General features: G+C 66.2%; 14 protein-coding genes and 3 pseudogenes. 9 read left to right on the top strand and 8 right to left on the bottom strand.

The window, feature by feature from the left end:
* Window positions 1-201: 201 nt before the first annotated feature.
* Window positions 202-1,546 (top strand): annotated as a pseudogene (locus tag FFS49_RS34800) (DUF2325 domain-containing protein).
* A 109-nt stretch (window positions 1,547-1,655) separates the two neighbouring features.
* Here FFS49_RS34800 and FFS49_RS34795 read toward each other — a convergent pair.
* Together FFS49_RS34795 and FFS49_RS34790 are read right to left on the bottom strand one after the other, a co-directional pair.
* Window positions 1,656-1,979, bottom strand: coding sequence for a LysR family transcriptional regulator (locus tag FFS49_RS34795; RefSeq protein WP_034188511.1), 324 nt, complete (start codon window positions 1,977-1,979; stop codon window positions 1,656-1,658).
* Between the two features lie 238 nt (window positions 1,980-2,217).
* Window positions 2,218-2,832, bottom strand: coding sequence for a TetR/AcrR family transcriptional regulator (locus tag FFS49_RS34790; RefSeq protein WP_105817390.1), 615 nt, complete (start codon window positions 2,830-2,832; stop codon window positions 2,218-2,220).
* 124 nt (window positions 2,833-2,956) lie between these two features.
* Between FFS49_RS34790 and FFS49_RS34785 the strand changes: the two genes are divergently transcribed.
* The gene (locus tag FFS49_RS34785) at window positions 2,957-3,931 is read left to right on the top strand and encodes an SDR family NAD(P)-dependent oxidoreductase (protein ID WP_105817391.1); all 975 of its coding nucleotides are present in this window, start codon (window positions 2,957-2,959) and stop codon (window positions 3,929-3,931) included.
* On the opposite strand, the gene FFS49_RS34780 is transcribed toward FFS49_RS34785, so the two are convergent.
* Window positions 3,914-4,708 (bottom strand): DeoR/GlpR family DNA-binding transcription regulator, encoded by a 795-nt coding sequence (locus tag FFS49_RS34780; RefSeq protein WP_105817392.1) that lies wholly within the window; start codon window positions 4,706-4,708, stop codon window positions 3,914-3,916. The two genes, FFS49_RS34785 and FFS49_RS34780, sit on opposite strands and share 18 nt — an antisense overlap.
* A gap of 43 nt (window positions 4,709-4,751) precedes the next feature.
* Window positions 4,752-5,432 carry an MgtC/SapB family protein gene (locus FFS49_RS34775; RefSeq protein ID WP_105817393.1) on the bottom strand — a complete coding sequence of 227 codons (681 nt, stop codon included), beginning with the start codon at window positions 5,430-5,432 and terminating at the stop codon, window positions 4,752-4,754.
* A gap of 271 nt (window positions 5,433-5,703) precedes the next feature.
* Here FFS49_RS34775 and FFS49_RS34770 point away from each other — a divergent pair, with 271 nt between their 5' ends.
* The 4 genes from FFS49_RS34770 to FFS49_RS34755 all read left to right on the top strand — a co-directional run bounded on the left by FFS49_RS34770 (window position 5,704) and on the right by FFS49_RS34755 (window position 10,151).
* Window positions 5,704-6,645 carry a choline ABC transporter substrate-binding protein gene (locus tag FFS49_RS34770; RefSeq protein WP_224755724.1) on the top strand — a complete coding sequence of 314 codons (942 nt, stop codon included), beginning with the start codon at window positions 5,704-5,706 and terminating at the stop codon, window positions 6,643-6,645.
* A 23-nt stretch (window positions 6,646-6,668) separates the two neighbouring features.
* Complete coding sequence (locus FFS49_RS34765; RefSeq protein WP_105817395.1) at window positions 6,669-7,349, top strand: HAD family hydrolase; 681 nt, start codon at window positions 6,669-6,671, stop codon at window positions 7,347-7,349.
* A 169-nt stretch (window positions 7,350-7,518) separates the two neighbouring features.
* Window positions 7,519-7,656: a hypothetical protein gene (locus FFS49_RS42770; RefSeq protein ID WP_223274263.1), complete on the top strand. Its 138-nt coding sequence runs from the start codon at window positions 7,519-7,521 to the stop codon at window positions 7,654-7,656.
* A 44-nt stretch (window positions 7,657-7,700) separates the two neighbouring features.
* On the top strand, window positions 7,701-10,151 hold the full coding sequence (locus tag FFS49_RS34755; protein WP_105817396.1) for a phosphocholine-specific phospholipase C: 2,451 nt from the start codon (window positions 7,701-7,703) through the stop codon (window positions 10,149-10,151).
* An 80-nt stretch (window positions 10,152-10,231) separates the two neighbouring features.
* Here the strand turns inward: FFS49_RS34755 and FFS49_RS42765 are convergent.
* Window positions 10,232-10,426: pseudogene (locus FFS49_RS42765) on the bottom strand (porin); the annotation flags it as partial.
* Window positions 10,427-10,714: 288 nt separating this feature from the next.
* Here FFS49_RS42765 and FFS49_RS34745 point away from each other — a divergent pair.
* The gene (locus FFS49_RS34745) at window positions 10,715-11,305 is read left to right on the top strand and encodes a GNAT family N-acetyltransferase (RefSeq protein WP_105817397.1); all 591 of its coding nucleotides are present in this window, start codon (window positions 10,715-10,717) and stop codon (window positions 11,303-11,305) included.
* Between the two features lie 51 nt (window positions 11,306-11,356).
* On the opposite strand, the gene tam is transcribed toward FFS49_RS34745, so the two are convergent.
* Window positions 11,357-12,142, bottom strand: coding sequence for a trans-aconitate 2-methyltransferase (gene tam, locus FFS49_RS34740; protein WP_105817398.1), 786 nt, complete (start codon window positions 12,140-12,142; stop codon window positions 11,357-11,359).
* A 134-nt stretch (window positions 12,143-12,276) separates the two neighbouring features.
* Between tam and FFS49_RS34735 the strand changes: the two genes are divergently transcribed.
* Together FFS49_RS34735 and FFS49_RS34730 are read left to right on the top strand one after the other, a co-directional pair.
* On the top strand, window positions 12,277-13,167 hold the full coding sequence (locus tag FFS49_RS34735; protein WP_105817399.1) for a LysR family transcriptional regulator: 891 nt from the start codon (window positions 12,277-12,279) through the stop codon (window positions 13,165-13,167).
* Window positions 13,168-13,313: 146 nt separating this feature from the next.
* Window positions 13,314-14,597, top strand: a complete 1,284-nt coding sequence (locus FFS49_RS34730) for a cystathionine gamma-synthase family protein (RefSeq protein ID WP_039369893.1) — start codon at window positions 13,314-13,316, stop codon at window positions 14,595-14,597.
* A gap of 147 nt (window positions 14,598-14,744) precedes the next feature.
* Here the strand turns inward: FFS49_RS34730 and FFS49_RS34725 are convergent, their stop codons facing one another.
* Window positions 14,745-15,179 (bottom strand): GNAT family N-acetyltransferase, encoded by a 435-nt coding sequence (locus FFS49_RS34725; RefSeq protein ID WP_105817400.1) that lies wholly within the window; start codon window positions 15,177-15,179, stop codon window positions 14,745-14,747.
* Between the two features lie 172 nt (window positions 15,180-15,351).
* Window positions 15,352-15,456 (bottom strand): annotated as a pseudogene (locus FFS49_RS34720) (putrescine ABC transporter permease PotI); the annotation flags it as partial.

Genomic DNA, 15,456 nt, shown 5'->3' with positions numbered 1-15,456 from the left:
CCCCGTTTCGCATGCAGCCTCCACCTCAGCCTCTCCCCCGCCTCAGTGCCGCTCACCGACGATTCAACCGCGCTCTGCTGACCGCGCCGCGCGGCCTGGCGTCGTGATTTTCCCGGAATTTCGTGCGTTATATTCCGTGGTATATTTCGCCCATCTTTCGCGCATCCGTCCCCGGCCCGACCCTGCCGGACAGAGGTCAACATGCACGCTCCGCCCTTTCGCCTGTCCCGCACGGCGGATCTCTCGTCGCCCGGCGGTAACCTGCCCGCGGCAACCGGCACGCGGATCGACGCATGCTGCGCGCGGTCGAGCGCGCAACCGACCGAGCTGAAGCGCCGCACGCGCCTGTCCGAACTCGATGCGAACCTGCACTGCTCGATCATCGGCACCTGCCTGACCACGCACGAACTGCGCAAGCTCGTGCCGAAATTCACCGACCTCGATCGCCGGCACGCGACCGATCTCGAGATCCATCACGCGGCCGTCGAACTCGCCATCGCCGGCACGGCCGGCGCCAAGGCGTTGCACAAGGCGCTCGACGAGCGCTACGCCGGCGCGATCCGCGCGTTCGACAGCGCGAAGGATGCGGACGAACTTCTCGCGCGATGGAAGGAAGCGCTGAAGAGCGGCGACATTCCGCCCGCTTACTGGGCGCTGATGACGCATCCGCGCACGACGATGGGCGTGCGCCAGGCCGCATTCGGCGACCTGCACATGCTGTCGCACCTGGTCGGCGCGGCCAATCGCGCCGATATCCGGCGGCTGGTCGCGCTGGAGGAAGAGAATGCGGCGCTGCACGCGACGATCGAACGGCAGCAGGTGCGCCTGCACGAACTGAGCGCGCAGCGCGACGCGGCGCGCCAGGAACTCGATGCCCTCGCCGCGCGCCGGAACGCGCAGCCGGTGGCGGCGGACAGCGCCTTGCGTGACGAAGTGCACGAACTGCGCGAAGCACTGGCCGCGCGACGAACGGCTCGCGCTGCACACGAGCCGCCGCGAGGCGGCCGAGCAGCGGATCGCCGCGGAACAGGCGAGCGCCCGCGCGATGCGCGCGCGGCTCGACGAACTGACGGCGACGGTCAAGACGCTGCGCGCCGAAGCGAGCGCGATCGAACTGGCGGTGCAGGCGTCGGCGGACGATCCGGCCGAACGCGCGGCCGATCCGCCGTCGCTCCTTCACGGTACGCGTCTGGTGTATGTCGGCGGGCGCCCGGGCTCCAATCGCGCGATCAAGCGGATCGTCGAAACGGCGGGCGGCGAGGTGACGCTGCACGACGGCGGCATCGAGGATCGCAAGGGCCTGCTGGCCGCTGCGCTACCGGGCGCGCGGATGGTCGTGTTCCCGGTCGACTGTATCGACCACGATTCGATGAACCTGCTCAAGCGCATCTGCGAACGCCACCACATCGCGTACTACCCGCTGCGGACGGCGAGCGTCGCGAGTTTCGTCGAACTGATCGGGCGGCTCGATGCGCAGGCGCGCGATGTGACGGCGCCGGATGCCGCCACGGGCGACGCGTCGCGCTTTTGCCTGCGGCACGGTTGAGGCCGGGTTCGTTTCGCGGCAGATTTTGCGCGCTGCCCTTCAGCGAGTCAGTGAAGGCCCATCGTCAGCCTGAAGAGGCTCGGCGGGCGCACACGCGTTCAGCGCGCCCTTAACGCCGCACCATTTTCGTGAGCGCGGCGATGTCGTCGGCGCAGGCCGCGTAAGCACGCGCCTCGATCCCGCGATAAAGCCGGATGATCTCCTCGCCGACCGGCGTGAGCACGCTGCCGCCGCCGCTCTGCCCGCCATGTTCGGACACCGTCGCCGGCGATTTCAGCGAGCGGTTCAGTTCGTCCATCAGCAACCACGCACGCCGGTACGACATCTTCAGGCTGCGCGCCGCCGCCGAAATCGAACCGTGCTCGCGCACGGCTTCGAGCAGCGCGACCTTGCCCGGCCCGAGCGCGATCGTGTCGGCTTGCTGGATACGCATCCTGAACCGCACCTCAGGCTTGGGGTGTGCCGGTTTCTTCATGTTGTCCCGCCCTTTGAACGATGCGGGCAAGCATACACGACGGCCGGTGCGGCGCGCGACGGCCGGCCGCTTCACGTGGTGCCTGGCGTCGATTGACCCCGTCGCCACTTTGTTCATCAGACGACGAAACGCCCGGATCCGCCGCTCATGTCAGTTGTCGTGGTCATTTCTCAATGAATTCTTGTCCAATAACCCGTCAGGCGCGTCGCGGCGGGAGCACCAGGTCGGCCGCTTCCTCGGCATCTTTGAGGAGCATCTTGCGCGGCACGCCTAGCTGCGCACGCATGGTTAGCCCACGCGCTAAATCCGTGACTTGGGTTGCGCGCGCGGCGACGGGAAAGTCGGACGGGATTTCTCCCGCGATGATTGCGTCCCGGAAACGACCTTCCACCAGCGCGGCGCCGCCAGCGGCCGCGTTTTGCAGGAACTGCCGGACCTCGGGGTCGTCCACGAGCGGCGCGACGCAAATCAGAAGGCAGCCACGGGCGGACCCTTTCTCGGTCGCACTTTCGACGGCGTACCTCAGAAAGCCCGTGATCGAGTCGCGAAGACTCAGTGGTGAGAGGAGTGTCTTCGCGGCTGATGCGCCTTTCCGTTCCGCGTACGCCTTGAGGACCCGCAAGAATATCGCCCGCTTGTCCCCAAAAACGGCATACAGGCTGGGCCGTCCTACACCCATCCCGGCGACGAGATCGTCAATCGTCACTCCGTCGTAGCCTTTCGACCAGAACACCTGAGTTGCCTTTTCCAGCGCCCCTGTCTCGTCGAAGCTGCGCGGTCGGCCCCTCGGCCTGGCAGCATTTTGAATCATTTAGTTCAAAACTCCTTGACACTCGTCATCGCGCAAATATATAACTGAATAGTTCTAAATTGGCAAGTCGTCCGTGGCCTCACGACTCGCCCTTCCCCCTTTCCCCTTCAACACTGAGACGCCCATGGAACATTCGATCGTGCTCGTCACCGGTGCCACCTCCGGGCTCGGTTATGCGGCTGCCCGCACACTTGCCGGAGAGGGCTGGCGTGAGATCATCGTCACTGGCCGCAGCCTGGCTCGCGCCCAGGAAACGGCCGCTCAACTCGCAACGGAAACCAGAAGACAGGTCTTCACGCCGCTGGAACTGGAGTTGGACACGCCGGCCAGCGTCCAGGCCGCGCTCGCCGAACTCGTCAAGCGAGGTCGGCGGATCGATTTCCTGCTGCTCAACGCAGGGATGGTTCCCGGCAAGGCGCGCGTGATCACTGCGGAGGGCGTCGAGGCTTCTCAGGCCCCGCTCATCGGTCATCATCAATTGACTGTCGGGTTGCTCCGCGCCAACCTGCTGAGCCCCAACGCGCGGATTGTCATCAGCAGCGCGGAGCCTGCCCGAGGGGGCGTACCCATGTTCAAATACACCGACGTAGACGCATTCGCTGCCAAACACCATCAGGGTGACCTGACCGCTGCCATGGAAGCCCTGATTCGCAACGGGCCGAACGTGAAGTACGTGCCCAACAATGCGTATGCCGACGCGAAGCTCTTCGTCGCCTGGTGGGCCGCAGCGCTGGCGCGGCGGCTGCCCTCCGGCATGGCCGTGTACGCTGTCTCCCCCGGTGCGGCGACTGCGACCAACGTTTCGCGACAAGCCAGCCTGGCCGTGAAGTATCTGTTTATCCCGATCGCGAACCTCATTCCCGGCATGAATCAGACGCCGGAAACGGCAGCGGGCCGCTATATCCAGGCCTCGAAGTTCGGGACCGAGGTCTCGGGGCAGTTCTTCGCCTCCGCACAAGGGAAGTTCTCAGGCCCAATTGAGGCGCAGCGACACCCACACCTCCTCGATGGCGCGAATCAAGAAGCCGCGTGGCAGGCCGTCGTCAACGTCTCTGGCGTCGAATGGCCGTACGCGGAATCCTTACGCGCGCTGTCCTGAAGGCGCGCCGGTCGCCAGCACGATGCGCTTGATGACTTTCTTGAGGCTCTTGTAGCTGTCGACCGACTCCGCCTTCGCATCGGTCACCAGTGTGCCGATCCGCGCCGGCTCGCAGAAGCCGATCCGGCTGTTCGTGCCGAGCTTGCTGAAATCGGCCAGGATCGCGACGTCCGCCGCGTTGCTGACCATCGCGCGCGCCACTTCGGTTTCCATCCGGTCGTAGTTGGTCGCGCCACGAACGGCATCGACGCCCACCGGCGACAGCAGCGCGAGATCGGCGCGATAGCGGAAGATCTCGGCAACCGTGCCGTCACCGACGGTCGCGGCCGCGCGGCTGCCGATCATCCCGCCGAGCAGGATCGTTTCGTTCCTCGCCTGCGCCGGGTCGCTCGACCGCATCTTCAGCGCGACGTCGATCGAGTTCGTGACGATCGTGAGGCCCGACAGCTTCGCCAGTTCCTCGGCCAGCAGCGTCGTGGTCGTGCCCGCGTCGATGAACAGCGTCTGCGAGCCCGTGACCAGCCTGGCCGCTGCGCGGGCAATCGCCTGCTTCGCCTTTACGTGCGTCTGCGCGCGCTCGGCGATCGGCGCTTCGTCGCCCACCTGCACCGCACCGCCGTGTACGCGCTTCAATTCACCGAGCGCCTCGAGATCGACGAGATCGCGCCGCACGGTTTCCCGCGACACGTTCAGGTCGGCCATGATCCGGTCGGTCGAAACGCGCTGCATCTTCGATAACAGAAGCCGGATCCTCTGGTATCGCTCTTCTTGCCACATGGAATGTCCTTGGAATGAACGCCAATGTTATTCGAACGGCGGACTATGCTGCGCTTTCCTCCATCTTTTTGATGCCGACGAGGGTCTGCAGGGACTGACGGACCGCCTGGAATTCGCGGCTCGTCATCTTCGAAAACACCACGTGGATGTGGTCGTCGTCCGGCGCGGTGTCGTCCTGTTCGATGATGAACTGGACGATACGCGCCTGGTCGATGCCGGGCATCGCCTGCAACGACGTCAGTTTCACGGTGCCTCGGCGCGCGAGGATGCGCACGCCCCAGCGCTGCCGCGCAGCGAAGAAGCGTTTCTCGATCGGCTTCAGGCCGGCCAGGATCGCGAGCACGATCGCCGTCGCGGCGATCGCGGCCACGTACACGCCGCCGCCCACGGCGAGCCCGACCGCCGCCACGACCCACAGGCTCGCCGCGGTCGTCAGGCCGCGGATGATCTCGCCGCGCAGCATGATCGACCCGGCGCCGAGGAAGCCGATGCCCGACACCACCTGCGCGGCGACGCGCGACGGGTCCAGCGACACGTTCTTCGCGTCCTGGATATCCGCGAAACCAAACGCCGACACGACCATCACGAGCGCGGCGCCTACCGCCACCAGCATGTGCGTGCGCAATCCGGCCGCCCACGACAGGCGCTCGCGCTCGATGCCGACGATGCTGCCGAGCAATGCCGCCAGCAACAGGCGGGACACGATTTCCAGCTGACTGATCATGCGAGGTCTCCTTGCTTTGCCTTGTTCACCCGATGAAGCACGGCCCGCCTGGGCCGTCGCCGAATTCTTCCTGCCCCCGCCTGCCCGTCACCCGACCCGGCAACCGGCAAGTTGTATTTTTGTGCGATCTTGCGATTTTGTGCTTTCTAATATACGGTACGCAAAACTACAAAGCCAGACCCAGGTTCATTTGTTTCATCCGATCAGCACGACCAATCGTCATACCATTCAGGCAGCACGATCCGGAACATTTGCTTAGGAGACCAACATGATGAAGAACGCATGGAGGCTGGCAGCCACGCTGCTGGCCGTGCTGGCCACGGCCCCCGCTCACGCGTCGGAAGGCGACGTCTGCAAGAAGGTGACGCTCGGCGATGTCGGCTGGAGCGACATCGCGGCCACCACCGGTGTCGCGATGATGCTGCTCGACGGGCTCGGCTACGAGGCGACCAAGACGATCGCGTCGCCACCGATCGTGCTGGCCGGCGTGAAGAAGGCGCAGATCGACGCGTTCCTCGGCTACTGGGATCCGAGCATGACGCCCACGGTGAAGCCGTTCGTCGATGCCGGCGCCGTCCACCAGCTGCCGCAACCCAACCTGGTCGGCGCGCGCTACACGCTGGCCGTGCCGCAATATGCGTCGGACAAGGGCCTCAAGAGTTTTGCGGACATCGCGAAGTTCCGCGACCAGCTCGACGGCAGGATCTACGGGATCGGCGCCGGCAACAACGGCAACGCGCTGGTCCAGCGGATGATCGACAAGAACGAGTTCGGGCTCGGCGGCTTCAAGCTGGTCGAATCGAGCGAGGCCGGGATGCTCGTGCAAGTGACGCGCGCGGTGCAGGAGCACCGGATGATCGTCTTCCTCGCATGGGAGCCGCATCCGATGAACATCAACTTCAAGATTGCCTATCTCGACGGCGGCGACAGCGTATTCGGCCCGAACTACGGCTCGGCGAAGGTCTATACGCTCGTCACGCCCGGCTATCTCGAACGCTGCCCGAACGTCGGCCGACTGCTGACCAACCTGAAGTTCACGACCGACGAGGAGAACCAGCTGATGGTGCCGATCATGAATCACGCGGATCCGGTCGCGGTGGCGAAGGAATGGGCGAAGAAGAACCCCGGCGTGCTGTCGAAGTGGCTCGACGGCGTCACCACCATCGACGGCAAGAACGCGAAGGATGCGATCGACAAGCTCATCGGCGCATGAACACGCGACACAAGGCACCACCCATGCACAGGAATCTCGCGCTGTTCGACCTCGACCACACGCTGCTGCCGCTCGACAGCGACCAGGCCTGGAGCCGCTTCATCACGCGGGTCGGCTGGCGGGAAGACGACGCGCACGTGGCGCTGATCGACGAGCACTACGGTCACTATGCGGCCGGCACGCTCGACATGGACGCGTATCTCGCCGTGACGCTCGCACCGCTCACCCGCTATCCGCGCAAGGTGCTCGAACGCTGGCACGCGCGGTTCATGGACGAAGTGATCCGCCCGGCGATCACGCCGCAGGCGCGCGCGCTGGTCGACCGCCATCGCGAGAACGGCGATCTCTGCTGCATCGTGACGGCGACCAACGTCTTCGTTACGCGGCCGATCGCGGCGGAATTCGGTATAGAGCACCTGCTCGGCATCGAGCTCGATACCGACGACGGTACGCCCGGCGGCGCGTTCACCGGGCGCAGCACGGGCGTGCCGAGCTTCCGCGAAGGAAAGATCGTGCGCACCACCGAGTGGCTGGCATCACTCGGCTACGCGCCGTCCGATTTCGAGCGCACCTACTTCTACAGCGATTCGATCAACGACGTGCCGCTGCTGGACTACGTCACGCATCCGGTCGCCACCAATCCCGACGCGAAGCTGTTGCACGTGGCAGGCACGCGCGGCTGGCCTGTCATGAAGTTGTTCTGATTCGGGCGATATTCTCTGCTGTCCATTTTTCATGTCTGGAGGGGTAATGAAATACGGAGCACGCAGCAACAGTCTCGATCATTCAGGAATCCGACTCGAATCGGATCGAAAGCATATCGTCAACTCGTATCGGTCGGAAAGCCGCTTCCCGCACTGGCGCGGCGTTTTCATGATCGCACTCCTGTGCACGCTGGCCGCTTGCGGCGACGGTGACTCCGGCACCGCGGCCAGCATGGCGGCCGCGCGCGCGGCCGCACCAGGCTCGGCGTCCACACCCGTCCTGCACTGCGCGAGCGCGTGCCACTGACCGACGCCGGCCCCCGGGCCAGCCATCCACGACAGAGAGCGATCATGCAAAACAAACCCACGACACGACGTCAATTCATCGCCGACGCGCTGAAGCTCGCCGGCGCCACCGCGATCACGGGCATGCTGCCCGACAGCATCGCGCGTGCGCAGGCCATTCCGGCAGCCACCGTGACCGGCACGATCCAGGACGTGAAGCACGTCGTGATCCTGATGCAGGAAAACCGCTCGTTCGACCACTACCTCGGCATGCTGGGCGGTGCGCGCGGCTTCGGCGATCCGCGGCCGGCCGTGATTTCGAGCGGGTATCCGGTGTGGCGGCAGCCCTGGATGCTGTCCTACGTGTTCCCGTTCAACCCGTCCCCGCCTTTCGGCACGGCGAACGGCGACACCTACTACGGCGACCTCCCTCACGACTGGGGCACCACGCACAGCGCCTGGAACAACGGCCGCTATGACAACTGGACCGCCGCGAAGACCAGCGGCACGATGTACTACTTCACGCAGAACGACATTCCGTTCTACTACGCGCTGGCGAGCGCGTTCACGGTGTGCGACGCGTACCACTGCTCGATGCTCGGCCCGACGGACCCGAACCGCCTGTATCTGTGGACCGGGTGCTGCGGCAACGTCACCGGCTATTCGCCGTACACCACCAACACGATGACGGGCACCGGCTGGACCACGATGCCGGAGCGCCTGAACACGGCCGGCGTCACGTGGAAGTTCTACCAGGACAAGGGCAACGGCCTCGATGCCGGCCATGGCTACGGCGAATACAACGGCTCCAAAAGCGATCTCTGGTGGAACGGCAATTACGGCGACAACGTCATCCTGAACTTCAGGCAGTACCAGAACCTCGGCGCCAGCGATCCGCTCGCGCCGGCGCTCAACGGCACGCAGATCGACCCGTCAGGCGGCGGCAAGGAATACGACACGAACCTCTTCAGCCAGCTGCGGGCCGACGTCGCCAACGGCACGCTGCCGCAGGTATCGTGGATCGCCGCACCCTACGCGTACAGCGAGCATCCGTCGTGGGCCGCGAGCGGCGGCGAATGGTACGTGAGCAACGTCCTCAATGCGCTGACGTCGAATCCGGCGGTATGGGCCAGCACGGTGCTGCTCGTCATGTACGACGAGAACGACGGGCTGTTCGATCACGTGCCGCCGGCCGTCCCGGCCAGCTCCGCTGCCGGCACCGGGCAGTCGACGGTCTCGACGGCCGCCGAATTCGTCTCCGGCAGCGGCGCCGCATCGGACGGCTCGGCCAGTGGCGACGTGCCGATCGGGCTCGGCCCGCGCGTGCCGATGTTCGTGATCTCGCCGTGGTCGAAGGGCGGCAAGGTCAACTCGCAGGTGTTCGATCACACCTCGGTGATCCGCTTTCTGGAGGCGCGCTTCGGGCTGCAGGAAACCAACATCACGCCGTGGCGGCGCACGGTGTGCGGCGACCTGACGTCGGCCTTCGATTTCTCGAACGCCGACCAGGCGGTTCCCGCGATCCAGCCGCCCGCGAGCAACATGAACCCGAACGGCCCGGCCGTCCTGATCCCCTACCCGACCACCACCGCGGTGCCGGCACAGGCGGCCGGCCGCAGCACCGCGTGCCGCCTGCCCTACGAGTTCTTCGTGCAAGGCAAGGTCAACCGCGCCGGCCGCGCGCTCGCGCTGACGATGACCAATACCGGCACCGCGGGCGTGCACCTGCAGGCCTGGGTCGACGGCACGAGCACGATCCCCCGGCACTACACGATCGCGGCCGGCACGAACCAGTGCGCGAACCTGTCGGACTCGCTCGCGCTAACGAGCGGCGGCGGCTACGACTATTCGATCTACGGACCGAATGGTTTCCTGCAGACGTTCCGCGGCAGCATCGGTTCGTCGGGCAACACGGGTTCGACCGCCGAAATCAGCCTGTGCTACGACGTCGCGAACGGCAACGTGCAGATCACGCTCGACAACTCGGCGGGCGCCAGCGCGACCACGTTCCAGCTCACCGACAACGCCTACGGGATGAACACGAGGCAGTCGTTCACCGTCGCCGCCGGCGCGACGCAAGCGGTCACGTGGTACGGCGACGGCGGCTGGTATGACGCCAGCATCCGCGACGCGAACGATCCGAACTTCCTGCGTCGGGTGGCCGGTTGCGTGCAGACGCAATCCGGCACGCTGCTCACGGATTCGGCGATCGGCAATACCAGCAAGAAGTTCGTCGCGTCGCTCGCGTCGCAGGGCTCGACGTTCGGCACGTTGCGGTTCGACTACGTCGCGCCGCCGTGGAGCCACAGCCCGAAGAACTGGGTGGGTATCTTTGCGCGTGGTGCGCAGCCGACCAAGGGCAGCTACAAGTCGTGGGCGTACCTGCCGAAGAGCACGGGTTCGTTGCTGTTCTCGTCCACGGCCAACAGCACGCTGGCGTCGGGGCAGTACGATGCGTGGTACCTGTTCGACGACGGCTACACGCCGCTCGCGGGCCCCGTCACGATCACGATCTGACGGCGTGGCCGGACCGCGTCGGCCGCCCGCACGGGGCCGACGCGCACTCGGGCGCGACGTCCCCCGTTGCGCCCGAATGCTTTCGATGTTTCGCTCGACAGTGGCACGAACTTCGTGCGCGTCCAGTTCGCCCACACGAGAGCCGCCGCGATCGCATCGCGCGCGCCAACGCCGACCCTCTCGAGGTCGCGCACCCCTTGCCTGCCGATGTTCGCGATACTCACGCCGAATGCGGGCGGCCCACCGTTCGGGAACCGCATGTTCGTGTATGCGGCACTCGATGCGCTCACCAGGCCAACGCCGAAATCCAGCATAATCAGTCGATCGAACGAGCGCCTCAGCCGGCGCCTGGACTCCGCACACGTTTGCGCGACTGTCCGGTTCATCGCCTGAGCGCGCTCCACCGCCACGGACGCAACCTGTCTGTGCCTGTCTCGCGCGCGGCGAATTGTGCAGGTGCAAAAAATCGAAGCAGGAACACACTCGATGCGGCGCATATCATAGCGCCGGCGATCGCATCACGGACACCACCACGCATCCCGCAGAAGACAGGACACCGACACATGGACCGAGCCGAGCACATCAGCATCGAACAGACGAGCGGGCTGCCCGCCGACGAACTGGACCGATGCGACTTCTCGTTCGACATCGCCTGGGAATTGAACGCGCCGTATCAGGACTTGCTCGATCTGCGCGCGCTGCCTGCACGCCGCAAGAACTACGGCTTCGATCCGGCCGGCTGGGCGGACGAGGCGACCGGCAAGACGGCGCTCTTTCATGCGACGGCCGGCGACCGGCTCGCCGGGTTCGTGGCCATCGGCCAGAGCTGGAACGGGATGGCGGAGATCGCGGAGCTGGCCGTCGACCGCCAATATCGGCGGCAAGGGATCGGGCAGTTGCTGCTGGCGACCGCCGAATCGTGGGCGCGCAGCCACGGGTTCGGCTTCATGCGGCTGGAAACGCAGTCGAACAACATCGCCGCGTGCAGCACGTATGCCCGCGCGGGCTTCGTGCTGGGCGGACACGATCGCCTGCTGTACGCGGACGACGAGAACGACGGCGAAGTGGCGCTGTTCTGGTACAAGGACCTGCGTGACGGGCAGACCGCACGCATCCGTACGGTCGACCCGGAGTCGGTGCGGCCGGCACGCTGACGTGCGGCCGCCCGCGCGTCATGGCCGAATCATGGCCGAATCATTGCCGCTTTACGCCCGCGTCGCGACGATGAACAGGCGCGGGAACGGCAGCAGCACGGTGCCGTCAGCGAGCGCCGGATAGCCGCCCGGGCCGGCGACCGCATCGCGATACTGCGCGAGAAACGCCGCGCGCTCGCCATCGTCGAGCGCCGCGAGGAACGGTCGCAGCGCGCTGCCTTTGAACCACTCCACGACCGCGCCGGCACCGCCGCGCAGCGGGTGGTAGTAGGTCGTGCGCCACACGTCCACCCGCGAGCACAACGGCGACAGCAGCGCGTGGTAGTAGCGCGCATCGAACCGCTCGGTACGCGCAGCGCCCTTCAGCTTGTCCGCCCACGGCCCGGCCGCGGCGACTTCGCGCATCAGCCGGTGCGCGGGTTCGTCGAGGTTGTCGGGCATCTGCACCGCAAGATGGCCGCCCGGCGCGAGCCGGCCGACAAGTGCCGGAAACAGCGCGTCGTGCGCGGGCACCCATTGCAGCACCGCATTCGCGAGAATCAGGTCGTAGCCGCCCGGATCGTCCCATGTCGAAATATCGACGACATCGAATCGCACGTCCGGCAGGCGCTTGCGTGCGGCGTCGATCATGTCCGCCGACGCATCGATCCCGTGGACCGTTGCGTGCGGCGCACGTGCGATCAGCGCCTCGGTCGAATTGCCGGGCCCGCAGCCGATGTCGATCGCGGTACGGATCGGCGTGTCCGGCACGGCGGCCAGCAGGTCGCGGATCGGCCGCGTGCGTTCGTCCTCGAATTGCACATACTGCGCAGCGTATCGATCGAGTGGGGTCGTCATGTCGTTTCTCCTGGTCGGCGTGGACGGCCCTCTTCTTCGCGGACGGGATGCCGGGGCCGTCGATCCAACGCATTCTGCGATCGTCACGGAGTTCAGTAAAATGAATTTAATATCGTGATTGATTCATATATCTAATGAAAATCGATACGCTCGGTGTCCAGGCCTTCGTCGCAATCGCCGACGGCGGCAGCTTCCGGCAGGCAGCCGACACGCTGCACGTCACGCAGACGGCCATCACGCAGCGGCTGCGCAAGCTCGAAACCTTCCTCGGCGTCGCGCTCGTCGAGCGCACCACGCGCCGCACCACACTCACCGAAATCGGCCGGCGTTTCCTGCCGCAAGCGCGCCGGCTGCTGAACGAGCTGTCCGATGCGCTCACCGAAATTCGCGAAACCGGCCTGAGCCAGCGTGGCGACGTCACGATTGCGTGCGTGCCGACGGTCGGCGTGCAATACCTGCCCCGCATCCTGCGCGCGTTCTCCGCGCACCGGCCGCACGATCGCGTGAAGATCCTCGATCATGCGTCGGCGTCCGTCCTGCAGGCCGTGCTGCATCGCGAAGCCGAGTTCGGCATCGGCATCGCCGGCGATCAGCATCCCGAACTGGTCAACGTGCCGCTGACGAGCGATCCGTACGTGCTGGTGTGCCGCGACGATCATCCGCTCGCGAAGCGGCGGCGCATTCGCTGGGCCGCACTGCAGCCGCACCCGCTGATCTTCGCCGGCGAAGTGAGCGGCAATCGCGGGCTGCTCGACGGCGCGCTGAAGACGAGCGGCGTGTCGCTGCATTCGTTCTACGAGGTCCAGCGCAGCTCGACGGCGCTCGGGCTCGTCGCGGAAGGGCTCGGCGCGGCCGTGGTGCCGAAGCTCGCGATCCAGAAAAACGCGTACCCGATGATCCGCACGATCGAGCTCGTCGAGCCGGCGGTGTCGCGCACGCTCGTGCTCGTCACGCGCAGGAGCGCGCAATTGTCGCCGGCCGCCCGTGCGTTGTACGACATGATCGTCGAACAGGCGACACCCTGACGATAGTGTCAGGGGTGCGTCACGAAGCAGCGCCTTCGCGGTAGTATCGCCACACGCGGTCGCGACGGCCGGTGCCTACCCGGCACCGCGCGCGTCATGCCACCACTGCAACGGCCGTTCCTCACCACCCCTGCACGGAGCACCGCATGGCCTATCGCAACTACCACAAGCGCAAGATTGCAGACCGGGAACTCCATCCCGAAACCCAGATGATGTCGTACGGCTACGATCCGTTCCTGTCGGAAGGATCGGTGAAGCCGCCCGTGTTCCTCACATCGACGTTCGCGTTCCGCACGGCCGAGGACGGCGCCGAATTCTTCGACGTCGTGGCCGGACGCAAGCCTTCACCCGAAGGCGAAGGCGCGGGCCTCGTCTACAGCCGGTTCAATCACCCGAACCTGGAGATCGTCGAGGATCGCCTCGCGCTGCTCGACGATTCCGAAGCGGCCGTCGTGACGTCGAGCGGCATGTCGGCCATCGCCGCGATCCTGCTGACCTTCCTGCGGCCGGGCGACTGCGTCGTCCAGTCGGTGCCGCTTTACGGTGGCACCGAAACGCTGATCTCGAAGTTCCTGCCCGAGTGGGGCATTCGCTCCGAAGTGATCGCCGACGGGCTGTCCACCCATGCGATCCGCGCCGCGCTCGAAGCGGCCGCGCAAAAGGGCAACGTGCGGATGTGCTACATCGAGACGCCGGCCAACCCGACCAACGCGCTGTTCGACCTCGAAGGGCTGCGCAGCGAGATCGACGCGTTCGAGGCACGCCATGGCTATCGCCCGCTGTCGGTCTGCGACAACACGCTGCTCGGGCCGCTGTACCAGAAGCCGTCGCGGCAGGGCATCGACCTGAGCGTGTACTCGCTGACGAAATACATCGGCGGGCATAGCGACCTCGTCGCCGGCGGCGTCACCGGCGATCGCGCGCTGATCACGAAGATCCGCTCGGTCCGCAGCACGCTCGGCTCGCAGCTCGACCCGCATTCGTCGTGGATGATTACGCGCTCGATGGAAACGCTCGTGCTGCGCATGCAGCAGGCCGCGCGCAGCGGCAGCGCCGTCGCTCGCTGGCTCGCCGACAATCCGCATCGGCCGGTGCGCGTGCTGCATCCCGAGCTCATCGACGATCCGGCCTACCAGGCCGTCTATCAGCGCCAATGCACCGGGCCCGGCTCGACGTTCGCGTTCATTCTCGACGGCGGCCGCGAGCAGGCGTTCAGGTTCATCAACCACCTGACGCTCTTCAAGTCGGCGGTCAGTCTAGGCGGCACGGAGTCGCTGATCTGCCATCCGGCGTCGACCACGCATTCGGGCGTGCCGGCCGATGCGCGTGCGGCGGCGGGGGTATCGGAAGGGTTGATTCGCGTGTCGGTCGGGCTCGAACATCCAGACGACCTGATCGCCGACCTGTCGTACGCGCTGGAGCATTGCTGACGCGGGCGGCATGCGCCCCGTGGCGGTTCGCACGGGGTGAAGCCGGCGGGCGCGGTGCAGGGACTCAGCGGCGCCGCCCGCGCCCGGCTGCAGGCATTCGCGCTACGCCAGCTTGTTTGCCGCGCGACGCGAGCCGCCTGAACCGGTTCAAAGCACCTTCACCATGAACACGCGCGACGCGCCTTCCGGCTCGCACGGCACTTCGCCGAACGCTTCGTAGCCCTGCTTCCGGTAGAAATCCGGCGCCTGGAACGAGATCGTGTAGAGCACCGCACGCGCGCAGCCGCGTCGTTTCGCTTCGGCTTCGGCCTCGCGCAGCAGCCGACTGCCGAAGCCGCCGCCGCGCAGCGATTCAGGCAGGTAGAACAGATCGATGAAGAAGAGGCCGAGCGACGTGCGCCCCGTGAGGCCGCCCAGGATCTCGCCGGTCGCAGGATCGGTCACGTACACGTCGAGCGTGGCCGCGTCGGCGCGCCCCGTCATTGCATGATTGAATTCGCCGAGCTTGCGGCTGATGAAGTCGTGTGCGGCCGGCTGCTCGGTGTCGGTGAGCCGGATGGAAACGTCAGGTTGCGTTGTCATGGGGCGCGTTCGGTCGAAGAGGGACACCGCCGAGCATGCAGCACCCCGGGCGGGAATCGTACGACTATAGCGCGCCGGCGGGCATGACGTGCTGGCGCGCCCGCCGCCTTTTTCACTCGTCGTCACGCATCACGTGGCCGGCCGCGTTCATGCCGGTACCCCACGCCTGCCGTCACGCCACCGCGAACGCCGCCTTCATGTCGGCGATGCGGCGCCGTTCGCGCGCGATCATCATCCGGTTCACGACGATCACGCCGATCGTCACCGCCGTGATGAA

Origin of the sequence: Burkholderia sp. 4NA327C6, from assembly GCF_005502655.1 — a bacterium.
Lineage (GTDB): Bacteria > Pseudomonadota > Gammaproteobacteria > Burkholderiales > Burkholderiaceae > Burkholderia > Burkholderia contaminans.
Note: the sequence above shows the minus strand (reverse complement) of the source record. Positions and strands in the feature narration are given on the sequence as shown.